We start from the raw sequence: 24,180 nt of genomic DNA on the forward strand, positions 1-24,180 counted from the left end.
AAGAATACGAATTTGGGAGGAAATAGAGATGGGTAGAATTAGACAAGATTGGAACCCAGAAGATAAAGTGTTTTGGGAAAAGGAAGGTAGAAGACATGCCAGACGTAATTTATGGATTTCTGTACCAGCCTTATTGCTAGCTTTTGCTGTATGGCAAATATGGTCTGTCGTAGCGGTTAGCTTAAATGATATTGGTTTTAACTTTACCAAGGGGGAGTTGTTTACCCTCGCTGCCTTACCAGGACTTACAGGTGCGACATTACGATTATTTTATTCCTTTGTTGTCCCGATCTTTGGAGGACGAAACTGGACGGTCATTAGTACAGCGTCTTTATTGATTCCAGCACTAGGAATTGGTTATGCCGTACAAAACCCAGAAACATCGTTTATGACTATGGCGATTTTAGCTGCACTCTGTGGTTTGGGGGGAGGAAACTTTGCTTCTTCCATGGGGAATATTAGTTTCTTCTTCCCTAAGAGTGAAAAAGGAACAGCGTTAGGAATTAATGCAGGGATCGGGAACTTAGGGGTAAGTGCTGTTCAATTCCTAGCCCCTCTTGTGATTACAGCGGGTATTTTTGGAGCCGTAGCAGGAGCCCCACAACAACTAGCCAGTGGAGATGCAGTATGGATGCAAAATGCCGCCTTTATCTGGGTTATTCCTATCGTTCTTACTGTGATTGCTGCTATCTTCGGGATGGATAATCTGCCTACAGCCAAAGCATCTGTAAGTGAACAGGTTGCCATCTTCGGCAACAAGCATACGTGGTTAATGACCTTCTTGTATGTGATGTGTTTTGGTTCTTTCATCGGGTACTCTGCAGCATTTCCATTATTAATTAGAACAGAGTTTCCAGAGGTGAATGCCTTACAATTTGCTTTTCTAGGGCCGCTGGTTGGAGCATTAATTCGTCCGATAGGTGGTTGGATTTCAGATAAATTTGGTGGAGCGATTGTTACCTTTATCGATATTATTATCATGATCTTGGCTACACTTGGTGTTATTTACTTCTTAAATGCAGGTCATTTCACGGGATTCTTGATCATGTTCCTAATCCTTTTCACTACGACAGGGATTGCCAATGGATCGACTTTTAGAATGATTCCTATTATTTTCCCACCGATTCAAGCGGCACCTGTTCTAGGTTTCACTTCCGCCATTGGTGCATATGGAGCGTTCTTTATTCCTAAAATCTTCGGTTGGTCTTTAGAAACCACTGGATCAGCTACCTTAGCGTTATACTTGTTCATCGGTTACTATGTTGCCAGCTTATTTATTACTTGGTACTGGTATTCTCGTAAAAATGCTGAAATTAAATGTTAGTACAACTGGTACTTCAACATGATTTATCTGACATCATAAGGAGGACCTAGAGATGAGTGTTCGAGAGATCTTTTATTTTAAAAACCAAAGAACTAAGGTGTTGCACCTGACATGGATTGCCTTCTTCATTTCTTTCTTTGCCTGGTTTAATATGGCTCCTTTGGCGGCGACCATGATGGATTCGCTTGGCTGGCTGACCAAGGAGCATCTGGCAGCTCTTGCGATTCTCAATGTAGCTTTAACCATTCCGGCACGTATTGTGATCGGAATGGTTCTAGATAAATACGGGCCAAGGAAGGTATTTTCAAGTCTGCTTGTAGTAATGTCCATTCCTACATTTGCATTTGCTTTTGGGGATAGCTGGACACAATTGTTAGTCACCAGACTTCTTATAAGCTGTATTGGGGCGAGCTTTGTGATTGGCATTCGTATGGTGTCGGAATGGTTTCCACCGAAAAGTGTAGGATTTGCGGAAGGGTTTTATGCCGGATGGGGTAATTTTGGCTCAGCGGTAGCTGCAATGCTCTTACCTTGGATGGCGATTACGATGTTTGGGGGAGCAGATGGCTGGCGTTATGCCATTGCTTTTTCCGGAGTATTATGCTTGATTTATGGTGTGATTTACTTTTTCAGTGTGACAGATACACCACCAGGAAAGGTCTATAGAAAGCCGCGTAAAATAGCGGCAATGGAAGTGAGCAGCTGGGGAGATATGTTTCAATTGATTCTGTGGACTGTTCCATTAGTAGGAGCATTAGGTCTTCTTTCCTGGCGTTTAAAGGGATTGGGCTTTATTTCAGAAAGTTCACTTATGATCATTTATGGAATATTGGTTCTTGTGTTTCTGTATCAGGTGATTCAGATTCTACGTGTCAATGTGCCCATACTAAAAGCAGGTGTACCAGAGGACGATAAGTATAAATTTAAAAATGTGGCTGCTTTAAATACGACGTATTTTGCTAATTTTGGTGCTGAATTAGCCATTGTGTCGATGCTGCCCTTGTTCTTTCTCGTTACTTTCTCTCTAACCCCTACTTCAGCAGGGATGATTGCTGCTTCGTTCGCTTTTGTGAATCTTTTCGCAAGACCATTAGGAGGGTGGCTATCTGATCGAATGACGAGTCGCAAGAAAGTCATGCTCATGTATATGTTTGGGATTGGACTGGGCTTGATCGGTATGGGCTTGATTAATTCGGAATGGCCCCTTGTTTTAGCGATTGCTGTTACGATTATGACTTCCTTATTTGTTCAAGGAGCGGAAGGAGCAACGTTCGCGGTGATTCCTCTCATCAAGAAAAGAATCACGGGACAAATTTCTGGAATGTCAGGAGCTTATGGGAACGTAGGAGCTGTGGTTTATCTGACCATTTTCACCATGGTAAGCCCGCAAACCTTCTTTTTTATCTTAGCGGGGGGAGCCTTTGCCAGCTTCTTCTATTGCCTAATCTTCTTGGATGAGCCAAAAGGAGCTCACGGAGAAGAATATGTACTTTCTTCAGTAGATCGTGAAGCTTCTTAAGGAAAAAACAACATAGAAACGATGGTCTATCGTGGATAACTCTTTCTCTTCTCTATAGGAAAGGGTTATTTCCTTTTTGGTCAGGATGTTAGGGAATCGGATACATGAGATGAAAATATAGAAATTTCAGATAACTATTGACAATCCTTGCGAGGGAAGATATGATAAATCCAATAAAGGTATATACCAATTAGGAGAATAATCGGATGAGTGGATTCAAGAGAGAAGATGAAGTTCCCTTCTATAGACAACTCAAAGATAAAATCATCAATGATATTGAGAGTGGAAGGTTAGGCTATGGTGATAAGCTGCCCTCTGAGAGAGAGCTAGCTGACCAATTTAAAATAAGTCGTATGACAGCAAGACATACCTTGTCTATTTTAGAACGAGAAGGCATTGTGGAACGCAGGGTTGGAGCAGGGACCTTTATCACAAACAAAAAGATCGAAATCGATTTTATTACCTTTAACAGTTTTACGAAATCAATGCTAGGAAAAGGGTTAACTCCCAGCACTCAGCTCCTGTCTATCTATAAGCAACAAGCGAAGCCGTTATGGGTGAATAAGCTGCGTATTCCAGCAGAAGAAGAGGTTATTGTCATTAAGCGCCTAAGGCTAGTGAACGAAATGCCTGTGGCGATTGAAGAATCCGTTATTCCTTATCGCTATTGTGAGGGAATAGAGAAATATATGGAGGATGATCAATCCCTCTATCAGATCCTAGAAGAGAAGTACGGGATTGTCCTAGTCAAAGCCAAGCAATATATTCGAGTTGCCTTCTCTGATGATACAGAAAGTAAGCTGCTCAAAATCAATTGGAAGAGCCCTTGTATTCTACAAGAGGCAGTTGCTTTTGACAACAAGGGGAAGGAAATGGAGTTTTCTAGCTCTATCACACGCAGTGATATCGTGAATTATTATTCAGAACTAAATCTAAGAGAGTAGAATAGGCTGTCCATGTTTTTTCAGCCTATCTTTTTTTCAGGTAAAATGGTATATACCATTTAAGGGGGGAGGGGTAAAAAATGAAGGTCTTAGGAATTGGGGATAACGTTGTCGATACATATTTGGATCAAAAAATGATGTATCCTGCGGGAATGCCTTGAACTTTAGTGTGTATGCCAAGAAACTGGGAGTTAAGGCGGCTTATCTTGGAGTATTTGGTAGTGATCAAGCAGCGCAGCATATTCAGCAGACCCTGCAAAGCCTCAGGATAGATCTTTCTCAGTGCAGACAATACGAAGGGGAAAATGGCTATGCCTAGTAGACTTAGTAGAGGGAGATCGAGTGTTTATCGGAGGGAATCAAGGAGGGGTGCAGCAGGAGCATCCCATCCAGCTAGACACAAGAGATATAGCCTATATTCAGACCTTTGATTTGGCTCATAGTAGTATTTACAGTGGGATGGAACAAGAAATATATAAGCTGAAGGAAGCAGGGATCTTGGTTTCTTTTGATTTCTCTAATGAGTTTGATGAAGCTATTTTAGAAAGCGTTTGCAAACATGTGGACTACAGCTTATTATCCTGCGGAGAGCAGACAGAGGAAGAAGTAAAGGAATGGCTGGTAAAAGTCCATCGCTATGGAAGTAGATTAGGAATAGGGACCATGGGCTCCCGCGGTGCACTGCTTTACGATGGGCACCGCTTCTATAAGCAAGCTCCTCACTATGTACAGCCTGTGGACACCATGGGCGCAGGGGATTCTTTTTTTACCGCGTTTATTCTTCATTATGTGCAGGAAAAGAGCTTGGGATCGAAGGGGGATGAGGCTGTCCTTTTGACAGCCTCACTAGAAGCAGGAGCACGTTATGCCTCAAAAACCTGTTTGGTGGAAGGGGCTTTTGGTTACGGGATTTCATTCTAAACCTCAAGGATAGAGGTTGATGAATTCTATAAAAAACGTGAGTGAAGAAAAAAAGGAGGGATCAAGATGTTCAACAGTAAGAGCAGAGTAAGATGGGTCATAATCTTGATGGTAGGGCTCGTGTTGAGTGGTTGTTCAGGTTTTACTTCTAGTACAGGTTCGACAACAGCAGAAGATGGGATTGTAGAGCTGAAATTTTTGCACAAATGGCCTCAGCCTGAGTTTTCCCCTTATTTTGACGAGGTGATAAAAGAGTTTGAGAAGCAGCATCCCCATATCAGGATTGCGGTTGAAGCGGTAGCGGATGAACCAATCAAAGACAAGCTTCGGGTCGTGATGGGAGGAGGAGCTGTCCCTGATATTACCTTCTCGTGGTCAGGGGAATTTGCGAGGAAGTTTGTGCGTTCTGGTGTCGCCATGGATTTAACGGAGTATTTGGATGCAGACCCAGAATGGAGAGAGCGCTTTATTCCCGCCTCTTTGCAGTCCTTTTCGTTGGAGGGACGCAACTATGGAATTCCACTGCGCTTTAATGGAAAGTTTTTTGTCTATCACAAGGAAGTGTTTGAGCGGTATCATCTGGAGAAACCAACGACTTGGGCTGAGTTTATTCATGTCTTAGAAACATTGAAAGCAGCGGGAGAAACCCCGATTGTTCTAGGTAATTCCAGCTCTTGGGCAGCTATTCACTACCTAACAGGCTTCAATCAGATGCTAGTAGATGAAGATGTGATAACGAAAGATTATCATCCAAGCTCAGGAGAATTTACAGACCCAGGATACGTAGCAGCCTTGCGCTATTTGAAGGAGTTCCAGGATCAAGGATATTTCAATTCGAATGTAAATTCTAGCTCACATGATATGGCTACACAGCTATTTTTCTCAGGACAGGGTGCCATGATGTACCTTGAATTAGAAGAATTTCAGACAGTGGAACAGATGATTCCGGGGAAGTGGGATTTCTTCCAGATGCCTGATCTAGCAGATGGGAAAGGACACCAAAGTTTTGTAACAGGAGCCCCAGATGGATTTATTGTTTCTGCTCAGACAAAACATCCAAAGGAAGTCATGACTTTTTTGAAGTTCTTAACGAGTCAAGAAAATGCCGGAAAAATGGTCAACCAGCTGGGATGGCCCAGCCCAATTGATGGAGCAACGAATCCGACGAATACTCTTAAACAAGTAGCAGAAGGGGTCGAAGTAATCAAGGGGGCAGAGAGAATGGCAGAATGGCTAGATACGGATGTTCATGCAAGAGTCGCCGATGTCTATTTAACCAACATTCAATTGCTGCTTGATGGAACGAAGTCACCCGAGGAGATTATGCAAGAGGTGCAAAAGGTAGCGAAAGAAGTGCAGCAGGAAGTGGATTGAAGTGAAGACGTATCAAAATGCCAAATCAGCTCTGCTCTATATTCTGCCAGCCTCCCTCCTTATTCTAGTGTTCGTATTTCTGCCTATTGTGTTGAATGTATATTATAGTTTTTTTAGGTGGAGCGCTTTTGAGATGAACCGAATGTTTGTTGGTTGGGAGTATTATATCAGACTCATTCATGATCCAGTCTTCTATATCGCACTGAAGAATAATACCCTATTTGCTGTGATTTCCATCGTCTTTCAAGTGGGAATGGGATTAGTGATCGCTGCCATTCTAGAGGATAAGCTCATTCGAAGGTGGCAGCCTTTTTTTCGGACGGTTTTCTTTATTCCCTCCGTGATTTCCATAGCGGTAGTTGGCTTGCTTTGGCAATTGTTATATCATCCTGAGATTGGCTTGTTGAATCATACGCTACGGTTCCTTGGGCAAAGTGAATGGACCTATGCTTGGTTGGGAAATAGCACCACCGCTATATATGCCGTGGTGGCTGTGTCACAGTGGCAATACACAGGATACATGGTCATGCTCTTTCTCATTGCCATGCACAAAATTCCCGAAGAGCTTTATGAAGCGTCGATGATCGATGGTGCTAATCGACGGCATACTTTTTTTCATATCACCCTTCCTCAGCTGAAGGAAATGATCCTAGTCGGGATGATGATTACAGTCATTGGCGCCTTCAAAGTATTCGATGAGGTCTATATTATGACTTCAGGAGGACCGGGACGTTCCACTGAAGTATTGGGTACGATGCTCTATAGAGCTGCTTTTCGGAATGATGAGATGGGGTATGCTTCGACCATTGCCACGATTGTTTTTATCATTACCTTGGCTCTATCTCTGTTCCAAATGAAGCTTGTAAAGTCTGGGAAGGAGGTGTAAAAGAGATCAATGAAGTGGAGAAATCAACTCTTTCGTACAGGGGTTCTGATCTGGTTTAGCTTATACGTGATCGCTATCATTTACCCTCTGCTCTGGCTGACCATAAATGGTTTGAAGTCAAATCGAGAGTTTTTCTTGGATACATGGTCTCTGCCCCAAGAATGGCTTTGGGAAAACTATCTTGTAGCATGGAAAACAGGGATTGAGCAGTACTTTATGAACAGTGTTCTAGTTACTGTCATCTCGGTATCCCTTGTCCTCTTTCTTGGTTCCATGGCAGCGTATGGACTGAGTAGATTTCGTTTCAGAGGAATGAATATAGTGCTTTTGCTCATTCTAAGTGGTCTTATGCTTGCTCCACAGGTGAGCTTGATTGCACTCTATCAAATGCTTCAGTTCATAGGGATCTATAATACCTATTGGGCTTTGATTCTACCTTATGTTGCTTTTCAATTGCCGTTTGCCATTTTTTTAATGAGAGCTTATTTTCTTTCCATACCACGAGAGCTAGAAGAAGCCGCCATCATAGATGGGTGTAATACCTGGAAGGTTTATTGGCATATTATTCTCCCGATGGGGAAACCCATCCTGGCTTCAGCGGCGCTATTAACGGGAATGAATGTCTGGAATGAATTTATGTTTGCCCTGGTATTTGTAGAGGATTCGGCATTGAGAACAATCCCAGTGGGTTTAATGAATTTACGTAGCCAGTTAAATACCAATTTCGGAGTGCAATTGGCTGGATTAGCGATCTCAGCTTTGCCGATGATCATTGCCTTTATCATTTTTCAGAAGCAATTTGTTCGAGGATTATCTGCTGGGAGTGTAAAAGGCTAGGACAGTAAATGCGTAGTGTTATTTCATCTATCTAAATTGCATGCTAGCTAAAATGCACACAAAATGGTATATACCAAAAGAGGGGGAAGAGAAGATGTTAAAGTTTGATTCAGAATTATTCTGTCAGATCGTTGAGCACGATGCTCTAGCCATGAGAGAGCAAATTGAACGTGCGGTTGATGAAGTGAGTAAGCAGGGGTTTAAGAATATATTTCTTATTGGCGCAGGAGGAACCATTGCTCTCATGTATCCCTATGAATATATTTTAAAATCTAGCTCCTCTATAGAGGTTCATGCTGAAATTGCTGCTGAATTCTTGGTGATGAATCATCAGCATTTTGGCAAGGATTCTGTATGTATTTTTGCCTCGGTCACAGGGACGACAGAGGAAACGGTTGCTGCTGCTAGGTATTGTAAGGAGCAGGGAGCCACAACGATTGGCTTGGTCGCTGAACCGAATACACCCCTCACTGAATGGGTAGACCATTGCTTCACTATAGGGACGGAGAAGCATTCCTTCGACACATTTTTTATTCATTTGTATATGCTTGTTTTTCGCTTTATGTACAATCAAGATGAGTTTCCCCACTATGAGAAGTTTACTCGGGAAGTGGCGCTGCTTCCTCAAGGAATGCTGGCTGCCATGAAAGCTTTTGACACCCGAGCAGAGGCATTTGCGCAAGAGCATAGGGAAACGAAGTATCACATGCTGGTTGGGTCTGGAAACCTATGGGGCAACACGTATTCCTATGCCATGTGTATCTTAGAGGAGATGCAATGGATTCACGCGAAGTCGATTCATGCCGCTGAATTTTTTCATGGAACCCTGGAATTAGTGGAAGAGGGCACAAGTGTCATTATTCTCAAAGGGGAGGATGAAACCCGTCCTTTAGCGGAGCGTGTCGAAAAGTTTGCCCAGGAAATAACGAAGAACCTATTGGTCATAGACACCAAAGATTTTGATCTGCCGGGTATCAGCCCGGAATTCAGAAAATATTTTGCCATTAGTATCAATTGGGCGCTTCTAAGCAGGATTAGTGTATATCTTGAAAGAGAGCGAAACCATCCCTTAGATACAAGGCGGTATTATCGCAAGATGGAGTATTAAGACAGACAATGAACCTTGATCCCTCGTGGATGAAGGTTTTTTCTTCTTGTGCAGATTGGATTCACTGGGTATGATGAAGAAAATGAATTCTTGTATTAGCATTGTATTAGAGAGAATAATGAGGTGAGTAAATGATGAACATAGACATCCAACTTCTTCAAGAACAGGATGCTGAAGAATTGTATCAATTTGAATGCAAGTATAGAGCTTTTTTTGAAACAATGGTTCCAAGTCGGGGAGAGGATTACTATCATTTTGAATCTTTTTTGGGGAAGCATCAGGAATTATTGCAGGAGCAGCAGCAAGGGATCTCCTTCTTCTATTTAATCAGAAATGATGCTGGACAGATTGTCGGAAGAATGAATCTAGTAGATATTCATCCTATAGAACAAGTGGCATCTATTGGATACCGAGTGGGAGAAGAGTTTACTGGACAGGGAGTTGCTTATCAAGCGCTCAAACAACTGATTGAACGAGTGCAAGAGTCAACAGCCATTCAACAATTACAAGCAAAAACCACCATAAACAATATCGCTTCACAAAAAGTATTAGAAAAGAACGGCTTTCGGCAGGTTGTTGTGGATGAAGAGGAATATGAAGCCAATGAGGGAATCAGATTCGTGTATTATTTGTGGGTGAGAGAACAGTAGGAAAAAAGAAGAGCTCTTTCATCATATTTTTTTCTTGACTTACGATGATAATATTGTAAAATGATGGTATATATTTTGTAATACAAAGTTAATTAAAAAACATAGTTTATTGTTTTTTAAAGTAAAAAAAGAGAGGTGTTCGTGTATGAATGTAACAAAAGCGCTCGATGATATTTCCTACATTAAATCACTGTGTAAAGAAGCGAGAGATAACCTGTACGTTTCTCGTCCCTATTTTTTGTTGTTTGCTGTTCTATGGATGATTGGAAGCCTTATTCCCTTGATACCTGGAATTACCACAAGGTTTAGCTTGGATGGAAAGCATTGGCCGCTGTTATTTTTAATCGGATTAGTCGGTACACTGATCCTAAAAAGAATGAAGAAAGCAGAGCAAGTTCCCTTTATGATGCGTGTGTTAATTGGCAATTGGTCCCTATTATTTGTTTTTGCTGTAGCTGTCTTGTTTTGGAGTCCGGGAGGATATTATTCTTCTGTGCATATGTACGATTTCTGGCTCATGGTGGTAGGAGTTGCTTATCTTATGACAGGAGTCACTCTTCAAACCAAAATAGGTTGGGTCGGTGTAGGTTTTTTTGCGGTTTCAATGCTGTCTATGAATTTTGTTTTATCTATTTGGTATACAATCTTTTCTCCAGCGTACGGCACTTCAGTTGAACCGATCGTTTTCGGTACGAAGGCTTTCTTTTGCGGGATATTATTGCTGGTGACCTGGTGGTTATTGAATCGTCAGAAGGCTGGTGCCAGAGTTGAGTAATGAATTATTTGCCTCCCTAGATGACACGATTCACGCTAAGGCAAGGCTAGGATTATGACTTTGCTAGTGACCCAAGGCGAATGTGATTTTACCCAACTGAAGAAATTACTTGAGTTGAGTGATGGAAACTTATCTGCACACTTACGCATTCTGGAAGAGTCAGGGTATATTTCTGTTCAGAAATCTTTTATGGGCAGGAGACCAAAAACAACTCTTTCCTCTACTCCCAAAGGGCGTGAAGCTATTCTGCCTATCTAAACCAGCTAGAGGCTATTCTGAATCTACACAAAAAAGAAACCGAACAATAGCAAGACAATATAGTGAGCTATAAAAATAAAAGATTGATGAATGCTTCTCTTTCATCTATGATAGGTACGTAAGATTTGTTTGCTATATTATAGCTTTATTTTATAGTTTGGAAGTATAGGTGTCTGATCAAGACTTAATAGGGAATCTGGTGAAAATCCAGAACTGTCCCCGCAACTGTAAGTGTGGATGAAATGAGAATACCACTGTATACACGGCATGATGTCGTTATATGGGAAGGCTCAAAGTAAGAGGAAGCACAAGTCAGGAGACCTGCCTATTTTCCACTCGTTTCGTTTCTTCGGGGGGTGAGAAGGTGAAGCGGCAGAGTCTTGTACTAGATGATGATATCATGGGCGATTGATATTATCATTGTTGCGTAAGGTGATTGCCGTTCCTAGCTCTTTCTCCGTATTTGGAGGGAGAGCTTTTTTGTGTTAAGTCATGTTATGAAATGAAAAAGGGAGGGGAAATACATGTCCAACTATCAATGTAGCTACTGCGGATTTCAATATGATGAATGGTACGGAGATTCCAAAAACGGCGTCCCCACCAAAGTCCCCTTTCAACAGCTAGCAGGGACATTGTGTTCGCGCTGTGGAATCCAAGGAGAGCGGCACGTGAGACAACAGGGTCCAAAATACGAAGGGATTGAAGCAGAATACTATGATATGTTTTGTGGTAAAGCTGGTCATGCCTTTTATCTTCAATGGTTAAAGGAAACGAAAGCAGAACATGTTCTAGAGCTGGGGACGGGTACGGGTCAACTTGCTTTGGAGCTTCTCAAGCATGGGTTGTCGATAACGGGAGTGGATTGGAGCCCGGAAATGTTAACAGTGGCGAAAAAGAAGCTAGCTCGCATGAAAGAGGTTAACAGCGAACAAATTTCGTTCATTGAAGAAGATGTATTAGCGCTACAAGTAAATAAAACATTCTCCCATCTCATCATCCCTCATGGACTCTTTCAGCACTTTGTAACCGTCGAGGAGCAGAAGGCGTTGCTTGATGTGGTTCGCAGGCATCTTCATCCTAATGGAATGGTGGCTATTGATCTGGTGCTCCCACCTAGTGAAAAAAGATGGAGAAAAAGGCAACGAAAACAATTAGTCCAACAGAACCCTGTGTATCTGACAATCGAAAGTGAACTAGCATTAGCGCAACAGCTTGTGCATTACTCGATTACCTATGAGGTATATAAGAAACATGTTTTGGAGGCGCAATACAGGGTTGAAAGGGAGATGAGTGTCATCCATCCTAGAGAGCTTACGTATTTGCTTACCTTAGAAGGCTTTGAAGTGCTTGATGTAAGGATGAACTATCAGCCTATGAAGGATAGAAAATCCCACCACTTGCCAGAGTCAATGGCTGTCCCTCTAGAACGGACAAAAGCATTCTCTTTTAGCAAAACAGAAACTCTTGAGCAGATGTCAGAGGCGATAGAAGCCGGACTGCTTGAAGCGTATAGAGAGCATGCTTGGGAGGCAGGAGGCTACCCTTTTTTTAGAAATGTTCCAGATGAAGAAATAACAACCTATACTATTATTGCCAAAGGCAAAGCATAAGGAGAATCAATCAAATGAATAGAATGAACAAGTTCAAAATAATAGGGATTCTATGTATTATTTTCTTATTGTTAACGGCGTGTGCAACTAAGGAAACGGCAAGTGAGCCTGAGAAAATCACCGATTCCGTGGAAGAGGAAGTAAAGGATTACGGAGTTGTAGAAATTGAAAATAATGAACAAGTGTTGGTCTTCCATGAAGTGCCGCAAAGGGCGGTTTCATTAAATCAACATGTAACAGAGATTATGCTGGCATTAGGCTTAGAGAAGCATATGGTAGGAACGGCATATTTGGATGACGAAATATTACCAATCTATCAGGAAGCCTATAGTAAAATACCTGTTTTAGCGGATAAATATCCTTCCCAAGAAGTATTGTTAGGAGTAGAACCTGATTTTGTCTATGCAGGATGGAAAAGTGCCTATCTTGAAGATAATGTAGGAACAGTTGAAGAACTGGATAAATTTGGGGTGAAGGCATACCTACACCATTCGTCGACGAAAGTAGGGCCGACCCTAGACGATATTTTCTTAGATATACGTCATATCGCACGTATTTTTGATGTCGTTGAACGTGGTGAAGAAGTCATTGGAGAGATGACCAGCCAAATAGAGCAAATCAAACAGAGAATCCCGCAGGATAAAGAAGCTCTGAAGGTGTTTGTATATGACAGTGGAAGTGAAAATGCAGCATTTACAGTAGGACAAAACTTTTTAAATGCGATCATTAATATGGCTGGTGCAACGAATATCTTTCATGATTTAGAGAAAAACTGGGCTGAGGTGAACTGGGAGGAAATTGTGAATCGAAACCCTGATGTGATCATTATTGTGGATTATGGCGACGTTTCAGCAGAAGAGAAAAAAGCCCAGCTTCTTAAGCATCAGGCTCTCAAAAATGTGACCGCTATTCAACAAGAAAAATTTGTAGTCCTGCCGTTATCAGCAGCGGCAGAAGGAGTACGTGTCCCACAGGCACTCGATATTCTAGTCAGTGGGTTGTATCCGTGATTGTTAATAGGGTTTGCAAGTATATTCTTGTCATGATATCATAAAAATAGAAATAAGGACGGTGAGCCACACCGTCCCAAGTACAACACTTGGATGGGATTACCTCCAAGACTAGTAGAAATAACCCGTTCCTTGGCGACTAACCTGGGCGGGTTATTTTCGTTTCAAATAAGTAAGAAGTGCCAAGAAGAACAAACCAAGCATAATCACTTCTGATAACGAAAATTGCATAAATATCACCTCCAGATCGGAGGTTCTTTATCCCACCCAAGTTCAGTTGTACAAGGAATATTATACCATGGTAGGCATTAGGGAAAAAGGAATAACACCGACTATCTTTAGGTGATTTTGATATGAAAAGTACGAGTGCGCGGTCCATCAAATTCACAGAAGTAGATGCCCTGCCAGGTTCCTAGTAGCAAGCGTCCATTATGGACGATAACAAATTGGGATGCTCCCACTGTGCTAGCCTTCAGATGCGCCGCCGTATTTCCTTCCATATGTCGATCAAGGTCATGATGCCATGGATAGACTTCGTCAAAGCGGCGAATCATGTCCTTTTTTACATCTGGGTCCGCATTTTCATTAATCGTAATTCCTGCGGTGGTATGTGGGCAATAGACAACCACAGCTCCTTCTTGGATTCCATTTTCTAATACAAAGCTCTGCACCTGTTGGGTAATATCAATCATTTGGTCACGGTTATTAGTTTTTAGTGTGAGGGTTTTCAGCATGGGTTTCTTCCTTTCGTTCTAAGTATGTATAGATTATCATACCATCGATAAGCGCTTGCATACTAATCTGCACGGACTATCTGTCAAGTGACGAAAAATGTTCTTTTTTGAAAGCGTTATGAAAAAATGTATTGACTTCATTTCGCATTGTACATATAATCAATTCTATACTTATTATGGACTTGTTTAGATCAGCATTGGTGGGTAAGATACGATGACGAACAACGAAAGAATACTAAACGAATTAAAAGAGCAACGTATGATAGCTGCCATTAAAGATCCAAAAAGTCTTGATAAATTTCTAGAATCTAATCTAAAGGTTTCCTTTCTATTAACAGGAAACATTAATGTTATGAAAAGCTATGTTTCTCACTTGCAGAAGCATGACCGGATCGTGTTTCTTCACTTAGAAAAAATAAGAGGAATTAGCAGCGATCGAGAGGGTCTGAAGTTTATCTCTAATTATGTGAAGCCTGATGGCATTATTAGCACCAAGGCGAATATTATAAAACTAGCAAAAATTCTCGGAATCGTGACGATCCAACGCCTTTTTCTCATTGATACAGAAGCCGTAGAAAAAGGAATGATCGAAATTAATGAGAATAAGCCAGATATTATTGAAGTGTTACCAGCTTTGGCTCTTGTTCCTCCTGTCATGGAGAGCATTAGAGAGCAAACCAATACTCCCATTATTACGGGAGGCTTGTTATCGAATAAGGAGCAAATGCTACAGGCACTAGAAAACGGTGCGATGTGTGTTTCTACTGGTAATAGTAAGCTTTGGAATATTCGGTTCTAAATCACAAGTAAATAACTATGGAAATCGAGATCCGCAATTAGTACCCCTGAAAACAACAGGGGTAGCTAGTTGTGGATCTTTTTCATTATATATAGACAAGGAAAAGGGGGTGTTACCATGGCGTATCTGGGATATTTTTATGATGTAGAACTATACTTCAAAATCATTTTAAGTGCGGGCTTGGGGTTTTTGCTAGGTTTAGACCGCACGACAAAGAATAAGCCGGCTGGGATGAAAACCTACACGTATGTGTGTGTCGCTTGCACCTTGATCACCATTATCTCGATTGAGAGTGTTACTGCTTTTAGCGGGAGTACCAATAAAACGGTGATGGACCCCATGCGTCTAGCTGCACAAGTGGTATCTGGGCTAGGGTTCTTAGGAGCAGGTGTAATCTTAAAAGACGGTTTGCGAGTCAAAGGCTTAACCTCTGCCGCCATCATCTTTTTTTGTGGAGGTGTGGGCATTGGTATAGGGGCTGGATTCTACGGTATTGTTATTTTTTCCGTTGTAATGACCTATCTCTTTTCTGTAGTAGGCAACTTCTTCTGGAAAAAAAGCAATCAAAGGTTGAAAAAAGCTGTTTCTACTGAAAATACGCTGACGTTGTAAGAAATCATAGTCAACGAGATGAAGAAAGAGATAGAGCAGAAAAACAAATAAAGGATGGAGCATATGATACTAATTGGTCATAGAGGAGCTGCCATATGCGCTCCTGAAAACACATTACGATCTTTTGAAATGGCAATAGAAATGGGATGTAAAGGAATTGAGCTTGACGTGCAAATGACGAAAGATGGAGAATTTGTCGTGATTCATGACTACAGCGTGGATCGAACCACTAATGGGAGTGGCTATGTAAGTGAGCTGACCTATAAGGAGATAAGACAACTAGACGCTGGTTCATGGTTTGGTTTAGAATTTGCAGGTCAAAAAATCCCGTCTTTAGAAGAGGTTCTGACTATCATGCCACCCGATGCGTTGGTCAATATTGAATTGAAAAAAGAGCTGCATGAAGAAAATCATATGGAGGAGAAGCTAGTTCACCTCTTGAGGAGAAGCAATGCCATAGAAAACGTTGTGGTTTCTTCATTTGATCACATGTCCATAAAAAAAGTGAAGGAGATCGATCCAGAGGTGAAAACGGGATTGCTTCTCTATTCAAACCTCATCGATGTTTTTGCCTATCTGGAACAGAATCAATTAGAGGTGTATAGCATCCATCAAACGGAGGAATTCATTACCAACAAGTTTGTTCAGGAAGCACACAACAAGGGCTACAAAGTGTATGCCTATACAGTCAATGCAGCTCGAGCATTTAAAAAATGCATAGATGTGAATGTTGATGGGGTTATTACAGATGATCCACATATTGCCCAGCGTTTTGGGCAGAAAGCCTCATTAAAGTAATATATACAAAAATAAAATATACATTTTTGGGGGTTGAATCAATTGAATAAGTTATTTAAAGGACCAAAAGTTGATTTATCATTGTTCTTAACATCGTTTGGAATTACCTTGTTTTTGGCTGTATATATGGTGTTAAACCCAGAGGAAAGCTATAACAAGCTTATTTCTATTTTTAATTATATGACGCAGGAGCTAGGCTTTACTTATCTTTGGTTTACCTTTGGTGCCTTGGTCTTAGCACTGTACTTAGGATTTGGAAAGTATTCAACGATGAAGATGGGCTCTCAGACAGATACACCAGATTTCTCTACCTTTTCATGGATTGGCATGATCTTCACTGCTAGTACAGGCTCTAGTTTACTCTACTGGGGGATGATTGAATGGGTTTATTACATGCAGGCTCCTCCTTTTGGCGCTGAAGTTGGCTCATGGCAGGCGGCAGAATATGCTTCTGCTTATGGGATGTATCACTGGGGATTTTCGGGTTGGGCATTATATGCTATTATTGCGATCCCGATCGCTTATGTATATCATGTGCAAAAAAAATCAGTTCTGCGAATCTCAGAAGCTACGCGTGGTGTCTTAGGAGACCGTGTCGATGGGTGGTTAGGTAGATTTATAGACTTAGTCTTTGTCTTTGGTTTGATTGGTGGAGTCGCCACTTCAATGGGCTTAGGTACACCTATGCTCACAGCAGGAATCTCAAAACTACTCAACATCCCTCACACTCAGCAGCTAGAGATTATCATTATTACAGGTTGGACACTGACCATCGGTTTCTGTTTATATTTTGGCTTGAAAAAAGGGATTAAACTACTATCTGACTTAAATATTTATCTTGCTTTCTTTGTAATCGGTTTCATTCTATTAGCTGGTCCAACTATTTTTATTATCAATCAGAGTACGAGTGCCATTGGTCTATTAATGCAGGATTACATCCGTATGAGCTTCTGGACGGATGCTGTTGGCGGCTCTAATCATCCACAGGATTGGACCATCTTTTACTGGGCTTGGTGGGTGGTCTATGCACCTGCCATGGGCTTGTATCTAGCTAAGATTTCGAAAGGGAGAACGATACGACAAATTGTCTTAGGCTCTGTGTTATGGGGAACAATTGGATCGTGGGTTTTCTATGCCGTATTAGGAAATTATGCTATGGACTTGCATCTTACGGAGAAACTCAACATCATGCACATTTTCAGTGAGAGAGGGGCAGAATGGGCGATTACAGAAGGGATTGCCGCAGCACCACTAGGTACACTTTTGCTATTCTCCTTTGTTGTCCTCGCCTTTATTTCTATGGTGACAGGACAAACAACCATTGCCTTCACGCTAGCCTCTGTGACATCTAAGAACCTAAAGGATGATGAAGAACCAGCAAGATGGAACTCCTTGTTTTGGGCTTTGTTATTGGGAGGAATCTCGGTTTCCCTTCTCCTTATGCAAGCGTTAAAGCCATTACAAACGGTTTCTATTGTCACAGCCTTTCCATTAATGGGGGTCTTAGCATTGATTGTTCTTGCTTTCTTTAAGAACATAGAACAAGATTCTATAACGAAAAGGAAGGAGGAACAAAAGGACAGGATCACAAAAGAGAAGGTATCTTAATCTAGAAATTGACAATGAATGTGAAATGTCATATAGTATTACAAATTAATAAGAAAACATAAATTGAAACAATGATGAGGAATAGTAAAGTCATACTTAGTCTTTTACAGAGAGGGAGCCATAGGTGCAAGGTTTCTAAGGACGATGACTTGAACCCACCTCTGAGTTCTGTATCGAAAGATAGCAGCGGATCGAATCCGTTATCATGGAAAGAGAATAAAGCAGTGCTATCAGGCGGAGTAAAAACTCTATCTGATGGAAGTCTACTTTATTAATGTAGGGTGGTACCGCCAAAGCCTTGGTCCCTTTGTGGATGAAGGCTTTTTTCTGTTCATATTTTGTTTTACGAGTGTGACAATCAAATGGAGGTGTAGCAAATGACAAAAGAATTTGTTCAAGAAATAACGGATATGAATGAGGATTTTGCTAGGTGGTATACCGATGTAGTTACCAAAGCGGAACTCATTGATTATTCCAGTGTGCGTGGCTCCATGATTTTTCGACCCTATGGCTATGCTTTATGGGAAATGATCAAGAACGAATTGGATCAACGATTTAAAGAAACAGGACATGAAAACGTATATATGCCTTTATTTATTCCTGAAAGTTTGCTCCAGAAAGAAAAAGACCATATCGAAGGATTTGCTCCAGAAGTAGCATGGATCACTCATGGTGGATCAGAGGAGTTAACGGAACGCTTATGTGTACGCCCCACATCTGAAGTTCTTTTTTGCGATCATTATAAAAATATCATTCATTCCTATAGGGATTTGCCCAAACTATATAATCAATGGGTCAGTGTGGTTCGCTGGGAAAAAACAACCCGTCCTTTCCTGCGTAACATGGAATTTCTATGGCAAGAAGGGCATACCTGTCATGAAACGTCAGAGGAAGCACAGGAAGAAACGCTCCAAATGCTTGACATATACACTGAATTCTGTGAACATATCTTAGCCATCCCTGTTATAAAAGGAGTAAAAACAGAAAAAGAAAAATTTGCTGGAGCAACCTTCACTTATACAATTGAAAGCCTGATGCATGATGGAAAGGCATTGCAAAGCGGTACGTCGCATTATTTAGGAGATGGATTTGCCAAAGCTTTTGGAATTCAATTCACAAATCGAGAAGGGCGGCTCCAATATGTTCATCAGACATCTTGGGGACTGAGCAACCGAGTGATTGGAGCTTTAATTATGGTCCACGGAGATAACCGCGGATTGGTTCTTCCTCCGAAAGCGGCTCCTATTCAACTTATGATTGTTCCTATTGCTCAACATAAAGAAGGGGTTTTAGAACATGCCTATGCTTTAAAACATAAGCTTTCCACGATTGTACGTGTGGATATTGATGCTTCAGATAAAAAGCCGGGTTGGAAGTTTAACGAGTATGAGATGAAGGGGATTCCTATACGTTTAGAGGTCGGTCCAAAAGACATAGAGAGGCAGCAAGTCGTTCTAGTCAGAAGAGATACTGGGGATAAAATAGTGGTCCCTGTTGCAGAGCTTGAAACAAAAATAACAGAACTGCTGGAAGAGATTCAGAATCATTTATACCTCAAGGCGAAGCAGCATCGTGAAACAAAGACATCTGTAGCTGTTACGTTCAAGGAGTTCCAAGATCTACTTGAAAACAAAGCAGGATTTATTAAGGCGATGTGGTGTGGAGAGGATGCCTGTGAAGAAAAAATAAAGCAAGAAACGGGCGCGACTTCCAGATGTATCCCTTTTGAGCAGGAAGATCTGTCTGAGAAATGTGTTTGCTGTCAGAATAAAGCGAACCATATGGTGTATTGGGCAAGAGCGTATTAATTATAGAAGTAAAAAAGAAGTGTCAGATGAAGAGGTTCCTCTTTTCATCTGGCACATATGTCATTCCTTTGTTAGCACAATATCATATTTCGTGAAGAGCTTTGTAGTATAATTGAATGGTATTGTGAAAAGGGAGGCTTACGATGATCATAAAAGAATCACCCCTATCTAGAACAAAAACGAGAACAAAAAAGCTAGTGATACTGATCAGTCTTATGCTTGTTTTCTTAATGGGTAGTGGTTACGTGCTATTTGAAGTTTCCAAATCGAGAAGCTTTCAATTTTTTGGCGGATTAATAGGGAAGGTAGAAACCACAGAAAAGGTTGTCGCCTTAACCTTCGATGACGGTCCTGGTCCATACACAGAGGAGATCCTTCATATTCTACAGGAAGCAAATACGAAAGCTACGTTCTTTCTAACGGGCTTAGAAATTGAACAAAATAGAGAAGCGGCAGAAGCCATTGTTCAAGCTGGTCACGAGATAGGGAACCATTCTTACTCCCATCAGCGCATGGTCTTAAAATCACCTGCCTTTATTAAAGAAGAAATAGAAAAGACAGATGAATTGATACGTGAAGTGGGTTACGAAGGAGAGATTCATTTTCGCCCGCCTTATGGCAAAAGGTTATTGCTTCTGCCCTACTATTTAAAACAGACTGAACGTAAAACAATTTTGTGGAACATCGAACCAGAAACGTATCCAGAGATTGCGGTAGATTCTGGTAAGATTGTCGATCATGTGGTTGAAAATATTGAGCCAGGCTCTATTATTTTATTGCATGTCATGTACGAAAGTCGGAAGCCGAGCCTTGATTCCGTAAGAGAAATTATTCGCAAGTTAGAAGAGCCAGGCTATACATTTGTTACTGTTTCTGAACTATTGGAATTTGAGAAATAAATTCAACTTGACTTCACTCTCCTGTTGTAACTATAATAGTTACAACAGGAGAGTGAACCCTATGAAGATTAGCAGTCGTTTCACAATTGCTGTACATATTTTATCTCTGATATCCCTTGATCAAACCAATTCGTGTACCTCAGAATGGATGGCAGGGAGCGTCAATACCAATCCTGTGATCATACGCCGAATAACGGGTCTGCTTAAAAAAGCGGGTTTAGTCAATGTGCGCCCGGGAACAGGTGGAGCCTATCTGTTGAAGGATTTAGAGGAGATTACATTGCTGGATGTCTTTCGGGCAGTTGATGTGGTGGAGGAAGGTGAAATGTTTCATTTTCATGAGAATCCGAACCCGCAATGTCCGGTGGGAGCTAATATTCAATCTGTGCTTGAGCTTATTCTACTTAGAGCACAAAATGCAATGGAACAAATCCTAGCAGACATCAACATGAAGGAATTGGTAACGGATCTAAGTAAAAAAATTGGATAGAATTCATGTTCAATTTTTTTTATACTAGTTGTAACTTAAATGGTTACAACAAAGGTTTGAAGAGAGATGATGGAGCAAGTGTGCGAAGCAGCGAAAGATAGATACGGGCTTATCTCCTAGTAAAAATAGAAAAAGGAAAGGTAGATGATTTAGATGAAAATAGCTTTAATTGGAGCAACAGGAATGATTGGACAACGTGTTTTGGAGGAGGTGTTAAGTAGAGGGCATCATGTAACAGCCATCGTTCGTGATCCTGCGAAACTCAACAAAAAAGACGAGAATCTGCAAGTGGTGACGGGAGATATATTTAATGAAGAAAGTGTAGCCCAAGCGGTAGCTGGAAGCGAAATTGTGATTAGTGCTTTTGGTCCCCCTTTTGGAACAGGTGAAGAACATACCTTAGTTGACGCGACTCACTCTTTAATCAAGGGAGTCAAACGTTCAAGAGTTCCGCGTTTAGTAGCTGTAGGAGGTGCTGGGAGCTTAGAAGTTGCACCAGGAGTACAATTAGTGGATACTCCAGAGTTTCCTGATTTCGTTAAACCCACAGCATTGGCACATAGAGATGCTTTAGCCCTGTACCTTCAAGAAACGGAGCTGAATTGGACCAATTTAAGTCCAGCTGGCATGATTGAGCCTGGCGAGCGAACAGGAACCTACCGTATTGGAACAGACCAACTGGTGGTTAATGAAAATGGGGAAAGTCGTATTTCTGCTGAAGATTATGCTGTTGCTTTATTAGATGAAGTGGAAAGCCCTCAGTTTAGCCGTAAGAGATTTACAGTTGCTTATTAAATATATTGGTGGAGTTACTGCGGCTTTATTACCCTAATGAAAGGTTCCTCTAGAGGGATCTTTTTTTATCTTTTTGGTGATAGTAAAGAGCTAGGAGAGGCATTAACAGAACATGACTTGAAAATATAATTAATAAACTTGTATACTCTGTGATAATCTCAAAGCTTGCTAATAGCAGAAAAGTAGCTAATATGATGATGCTAAAAAGATAAGCAAAATATCCACTCTTCATTTTTAGGATGGTGCTTTAGTTTCTTTTATACGCAAACTTTGAAATATTAGTGAGCTAAGAGCACCGATAATAATAATAGCAAGAAGTGAAACTTCGTATTTCTCTAATTCAGAATAATTTACATACGTGTACGTTCCCATTGTCACAACGATTAAGAAACTTAGTATCTGCCCAATCATAATTTTCATGTTAAACCTCCTTTCTAAATACTAATATAATGACATAAAATTTTCCTTACAAAAGTATAAAGGATGGTAGCACTAAAGTAAAGAACAATGTCTTGGAGGTTTCTGATACACAAAAATCAAACCCTTCTTTAGACAAAAACTCCCTCCTCACCAATGGCAAATGATAAGGTGAAGGGGGAGTTTTAAGGTCTTTAGAGTTCACAAATCTTTGAGATACTTGTTATTAGAAACTTGCTTCTTTTTGGTTGCTTCCCTTCTTTTTCCTTATCAAGGAATCAAGAGAAAGCCATGAACTACCATTTAATACAAGGTGGATTGACATAGCTAATAAGGTTAAGTCAAATTCATATCCTGCCATTTCACCATTTCCAGTAAGACCAGCAGGAAATTTCACAGTAGCAATGGCTCCGATCATAATGATTCCAAATAGAAGGGAGAAAAGACGTGTTCCTAGACCTAGAATTAAGGCGAGTCCTCCTACAAGTTCACCATATGTGACGACATAAGCTAGGAAACCAGGAATACCAATACTTCCAAACCATCCTGCAAGGTTTTCTACCCCATTTTGAAACTTTTCTAATCCATGAATGAAGAATATAAGTCCTACGACCACTCTTAAAATAAAGGCACCAATCTCATACTTTTTTGTCATTTAATTTTTTCTCTCCTTTAATTACTTTAGTTTTTTTACGTACATGGCATTTATCTTTTCATATCTCACTTCTCACATCTCGCATCTCACTTCTCATATTATTAGAGTATTGGGATGCCTAGAATTGTATTCCTAGATAGCTTAGTGTTCCTAAATCATAGCTGCGATGGAGTACCTTGGGGGTAGAAGCTGGATCACCACTGCCAAAAGCAAGGAACAGCGGAACAAAATGCTCTGCTCTTGGCACAGCTAATTGGGCATGAGGAGCGAGTTCGTCATAGTTGAATAAGGAATCCAAATCTCTCCTTTGGATTTTGTTGATCAGCCATGTATCAAATTCAACAGCCCAATCCTCTGGGGTCTGCTGTCCCCACTTTATCTTTCTTAGGTTATGCACCGTTCCCCCACTTCCAACAACCAAAATATCCTCTTTCCCTAAGCCACGCAAGGCTTCCCCTATGCGGAATTGTTCCTTCATAGGAAGGGCTGGATTGACAGAAAGCTGGATCACAGGGATATTCGCCTCAGGATAGACTCGATGCAATAGGGTCCAAACACCATGGTCTAAGCCGCGTGTTGTATCTAATTGAACAGGAAGCCCTTGTTGTTCGAAGCGTTCTTTGAGCCTCAAAGCAATTTCGGTAGAGCCGCGGGCAGGGTATTGAATAGCATAGAGCTCATCAGCAAAGCCTCCAAAATCGTATATGGTATCATATTGATCCTCTCTAGATGAAATATGGATGAGATCACTTTCCCAATGAGCCGTAAAAATAACAATAGCTTTGGGACTGAATTGAGAGGATAAAGTTCCTAAAAACTGAGTATAGGGGGTATCTTCAAGTGCAATCATGGGCGATCCATGGGCTAGAAATAAAGCGGGTATCATTTGTACACCTCCTTTTAGTTACTTAATGTAAGTAAGTATAATAAAATTATTAATTTACGTCAAGTTAGTAATTTATTATATGTAATTAAGTAATCGAATACGTCTTTTGTGGTATGATAGAAATCATAGGGGGTGTGTACATTTGAATCAATCATCATTGTGTCCAAAACTGGAAAAAGGCATGCAAATCATAAGTAAACGTTGGACAGGATTAATTATTTATCAGCTTCTTTCTGGACCCCAACGCTTCTGTGCCATTGAATCTGCTTTTCCCATCAGTGGAAGGCTGTTATCAGAGCGCTTAAAGGAATTAGAGCAGGAAGGAATTGTTAAGCGGGATGTATTTCCGGAAACACCGGTACGAATAGAATATTCTTTGACAGACAAAGGGTTAGCTCTTGAGCCCATTATTCGAGATATAGAAAAATGGTCGCATACTTGGCTAGAACTGTAATGACTGGGG

27 protein-coding genes, 1 riboswitch and 1 other annotated feature are annotated in these 24,180 nt (G+C 41.0%); of the genes, 23 read left to right on the forward strand and 4 right to left on the reverse strand.

Annotation, left to right across the window (positions count from 1 at the left end; all coding sequences use genetic code 11):
* The first annotated feature begins 28 nt into the window (after positions 1-28).
* From JCM10596_RS06470 to JCM10596_RS06525, 14 genes are all read left to right on the forward strand, one after another.
* A complete protein-coding gene (locus tag JCM10596_RS06470) occupies positions 29-1,324 on the forward strand; it encodes a NarK family nitrate/nitrite MFS transporter (RefSeq protein ID WP_025026409.1) in 1,296 nt (431 codons plus the stop codon).
* A gap of 52 nt (positions 1,325-1,376) precedes the next feature.
* Complete coding sequence (locus tag JCM10596_RS06475) at positions 1,377-2,843, forward strand: NarK family nitrate/nitrite MFS transporter (RefSeq protein ID WP_025026410.1); 1,467 nt, start codon at positions 1,377-1,379, stop codon at positions 2,841-2,843.
* Between the two features lie 206 nt (positions 2,844-3,049).
* Entirely contained in the window at positions 3,050-3,787 is a 738-nt protein-coding gene (locus tag JCM10596_RS06480; protein ID WP_025026411.1) for a GntR family transcriptional regulator, read from the forward strand.
* A gap of 157 nt (positions 3,788-3,944) precedes the next feature.
* Complete coding sequence (locus JCM10596_RS29715) at positions 3,945-4,106, forward strand: PfkB family carbohydrate kinase (protein WP_199900116.1); 162 nt, start codon at positions 3,945-3,947, stop codon at positions 4,104-4,106.
* Positions 4,070-4,708, forward strand: a complete 639-nt coding sequence (locus tag JCM10596_RS24255) for a PfkB family carbohydrate kinase (RefSeq protein ID WP_199900117.1) — start codon at positions 4,070-4,072, stop codon at positions 4,706-4,708. Before JCM10596_RS29715 ends, JCM10596_RS24255 begins: the two co-directional genes overlap by 37 nt.
* 66 nt (positions 4,709-4,774) lie before the next feature.
* Complete coding sequence (locus tag JCM10596_RS06490) at positions 4,775-6,082, forward strand: ABC transporter substrate-binding protein (protein WP_025026412.1); 1,308 nt, start codon at positions 4,775-4,777, stop codon at positions 6,080-6,082.
* Between the two features lies 1 nt (position 6,083).
* A complete protein-coding gene (locus JCM10596_RS06495; RefSeq protein ID WP_025026413.1) occupies positions 6,084-6,968 on the forward strand; it encodes a carbohydrate ABC transporter permease in 885 nt (294 codons plus the stop codon).
* 9 nt (positions 6,969-6,977) lie between these two features.
* On the forward strand, positions 6,978-7,805 hold the full coding sequence (locus JCM10596_RS06500) for a carbohydrate ABC transporter permease (RefSeq protein ID WP_025026414.1): 828 nt from the start codon (positions 6,978-6,980) through the stop codon (positions 7,803-7,805).
* A gap of 94 nt (positions 7,806-7,899) precedes the next feature.
* Entirely contained in the window at positions 7,900-8,913 is a 1,014-nt protein-coding gene (locus JCM10596_RS06505) for an SIS domain-containing protein (protein ID WP_025026415.1), read from the forward strand.
* A 134-nt stretch (positions 8,914-9,047) separates the two neighbouring features.
* The gene (locus JCM10596_RS06510; protein WP_025026416.1) at positions 9,048-9,563 is read left to right on the forward strand and encodes a GNAT family N-acetyltransferase; all 516 of its coding nucleotides are present in this window, start codon (positions 9,048-9,050) and stop codon (positions 9,561-9,563) included.
* Between the two features lie 145 nt (positions 9,564-9,708).
* Positions 9,709-10,338, forward strand: coding sequence for a hypothetical protein (locus tag JCM10596_RS06515; RefSeq protein ID WP_025026417.1), 630 nt, complete (start codon positions 9,709-9,711; stop codon positions 10,336-10,338).
* A gap of 54 nt (positions 10,339-10,392) precedes the next feature.
* Complete coding sequence (locus tag JCM10596_RS24260; protein ID WP_439644809.1) at positions 10,393-10,596, forward strand: transcriptional regulator; 204 nt, start codon at positions 10,393-10,395, stop codon at positions 10,594-10,596.
* Between the two features lie 150 nt (positions 10,597-10,746).
* Positions 10,747-10,939: riboswitch (cobalamin riboswitch) on the forward strand.
* 181 nt (positions 10,940-11,120) lie between these two features.
* A complete protein-coding gene (locus JCM10596_RS06520; protein WP_025026418.1) occupies positions 11,121-12,206 on the forward strand; it encodes a methyltransferase domain-containing protein in 1,086 nt (361 codons plus the stop codon).
* A 14-nt stretch (positions 12,207-12,220) separates the two neighbouring features.
* Entirely contained in the window at positions 12,221-13,216 is a 996-nt protein-coding gene (locus JCM10596_RS06525) for an ABC transporter substrate-binding protein (RefSeq protein ID WP_025026419.1), read from the forward strand.
* 338 nt (positions 13,217-13,554) lie between these two features.
* Here JCM10596_RS06525 and JCM10596_RS06530 read toward each other — a convergent pair whose 3' ends face one another.
* Positions 13,555-13,950, reverse strand: coding sequence for a secondary thiamine-phosphate synthase enzyme YjbQ (locus JCM10596_RS06530; RefSeq protein WP_025026420.1), 396 nt, complete (start codon positions 13,948-13,950; stop codon positions 13,555-13,557).
* A 214-nt stretch (positions 13,951-14,164) separates the two neighbouring features.
* Here JCM10596_RS06530 and JCM10596_RS06535 point away from each other — a divergent pair, with 214 nt between their 5' ends.
* The 8 genes from JCM10596_RS06535 (at position 14,165) to JCM10596_RS06570 (ending at position 21,759) form a co-directional block, all read left to right on the forward strand.
* Complete coding sequence (locus tag JCM10596_RS06535) at positions 14,165-14,749, forward strand: glycerol-3-phosphate responsive antiterminator (RefSeq protein ID WP_025026421.1); 585 nt, start codon at positions 14,165-14,167, stop codon at positions 14,747-14,749.
* Positions 14,750-14,866: 117 nt separating this feature from the next.
* On the forward strand, positions 14,867-15,361 hold the full coding sequence (locus JCM10596_RS06540; protein ID WP_025026422.1) for an MgtC/SapB family protein: 495 nt from the start codon (positions 14,867-14,869) through the stop codon (positions 15,359-15,361).
* 63 nt (positions 15,362-15,424) lie between these two features.
* On the forward strand, positions 15,425-16,159 hold the full coding sequence (locus tag JCM10596_RS06545) for a glycerophosphodiester phosphodiesterase (protein WP_025026423.1): 735 nt from the start codon (positions 15,425-15,427) through the stop codon (positions 16,157-16,159).
* 42 nt (positions 16,160-16,201) lie between these two features.
* Positions 16,202-17,767 (forward strand): BCCT family transporter, encoded by a 1,566-nt coding sequence (locus tag JCM10596_RS06550; protein ID WP_025026424.1) that lies wholly within the window; start codon positions 16,202-16,204, stop codon positions 17,765-17,767.
* 62 nt (positions 17,768-17,829) lie between these two features.
* Positions 17,830-18,077, forward strand: a binding site (T-box leader).
* 67 nt (positions 18,078-18,144) lie between these two features.
* Positions 18,145-19,575 carry a proline--tRNA ligase gene (proS, locus tag JCM10596_RS06555; RefSeq protein WP_025026425.1) on the forward strand — a complete coding sequence of 477 codons (1,431 nt, stop codon included), beginning with the start codon at positions 18,145-18,147 and terminating at the stop codon, positions 19,573-19,575.
* Between the two features lie 143 nt (positions 19,576-19,718).
* Entirely contained in the window at positions 19,719-20,474 is a 756-nt protein-coding gene (locus tag JCM10596_RS06560) for a polysaccharide deacetylase family protein (protein WP_025026426.1), read from the forward strand.
* 61 nt (positions 20,475-20,535) lie between these two features.
* Positions 20,536-20,964, forward strand: coding sequence for an Rrf2 family transcriptional regulator (locus JCM10596_RS06565; protein WP_025026427.1), 429 nt, complete (start codon positions 20,536-20,538; stop codon positions 20,962-20,964).
* Positions 20,965-21,117: 153 nt separating this feature from the next.
* Positions 21,118-21,759, forward strand: a complete 642-nt coding sequence (locus JCM10596_RS06570) for an NAD(P)-dependent oxidoreductase (protein ID WP_025026428.1) — start codon at positions 21,118-21,120, stop codon at positions 21,757-21,759.
* 234 nt (positions 21,760-21,993) lie between these two features.
* Here JCM10596_RS06570 and JCM10596_RS06575 read toward each other — a convergent pair whose 3' ends face one another.
* The 3 genes from JCM10596_RS06575 to JCM10596_RS06585 all read right to left on the reverse strand — a co-directional run bounded on the left by JCM10596_RS06575 (position 21,994) and on the right by JCM10596_RS06585 (position 23,717).
* On the reverse strand, positions 21,994-22,179 hold the full coding sequence (locus JCM10596_RS06575; RefSeq protein ID WP_025026429.1) for a hypothetical protein: 186 nt from the start codon (positions 22,177-22,179) through the stop codon (positions 21,994-21,996).
* A gap of 223 nt (positions 22,180-22,402) precedes the next feature.
* On the reverse strand, positions 22,403-22,831 hold the full coding sequence (locus JCM10596_RS06580) for a DoxX family protein (protein WP_025026430.1): 429 nt from the start codon (positions 22,829-22,831) through the stop codon (positions 22,403-22,405).
* Positions 22,832-22,949: 118 nt separating this feature from the next.
* On the reverse strand, positions 22,950-23,717 hold the full coding sequence (locus JCM10596_RS06585) for a dioxygenase family protein (RefSeq protein WP_025026431.1): 768 nt from the start codon (positions 23,715-23,717) through the stop codon (positions 22,950-22,952).
* Between the two features lie 142 nt (positions 23,718-23,859).
* Between JCM10596_RS06585 and JCM10596_RS06590 the strand changes: the two genes are divergently transcribed.
* Positions 23,860-24,171: a winged helix-turn-helix transcriptional regulator gene (locus JCM10596_RS06590; protein ID WP_025026432.1), complete on the forward strand. Its 312-nt coding sequence runs from the start codon at positions 23,860-23,862 to the stop codon at positions 24,169-24,171.
* Positions 24,172-24,180 lie beyond the last annotated feature (9 nt).

This window comes from Caldalkalibacillus mannanilyticus JCM 10596 (assembly GCF_000615945.1).
GTDB lineage: Bacteria > Bacillota > Bacilli > Caldalkalibacillales > JCM-10596 > Bacillus_AT > Bacillus_AT mannanilyticus.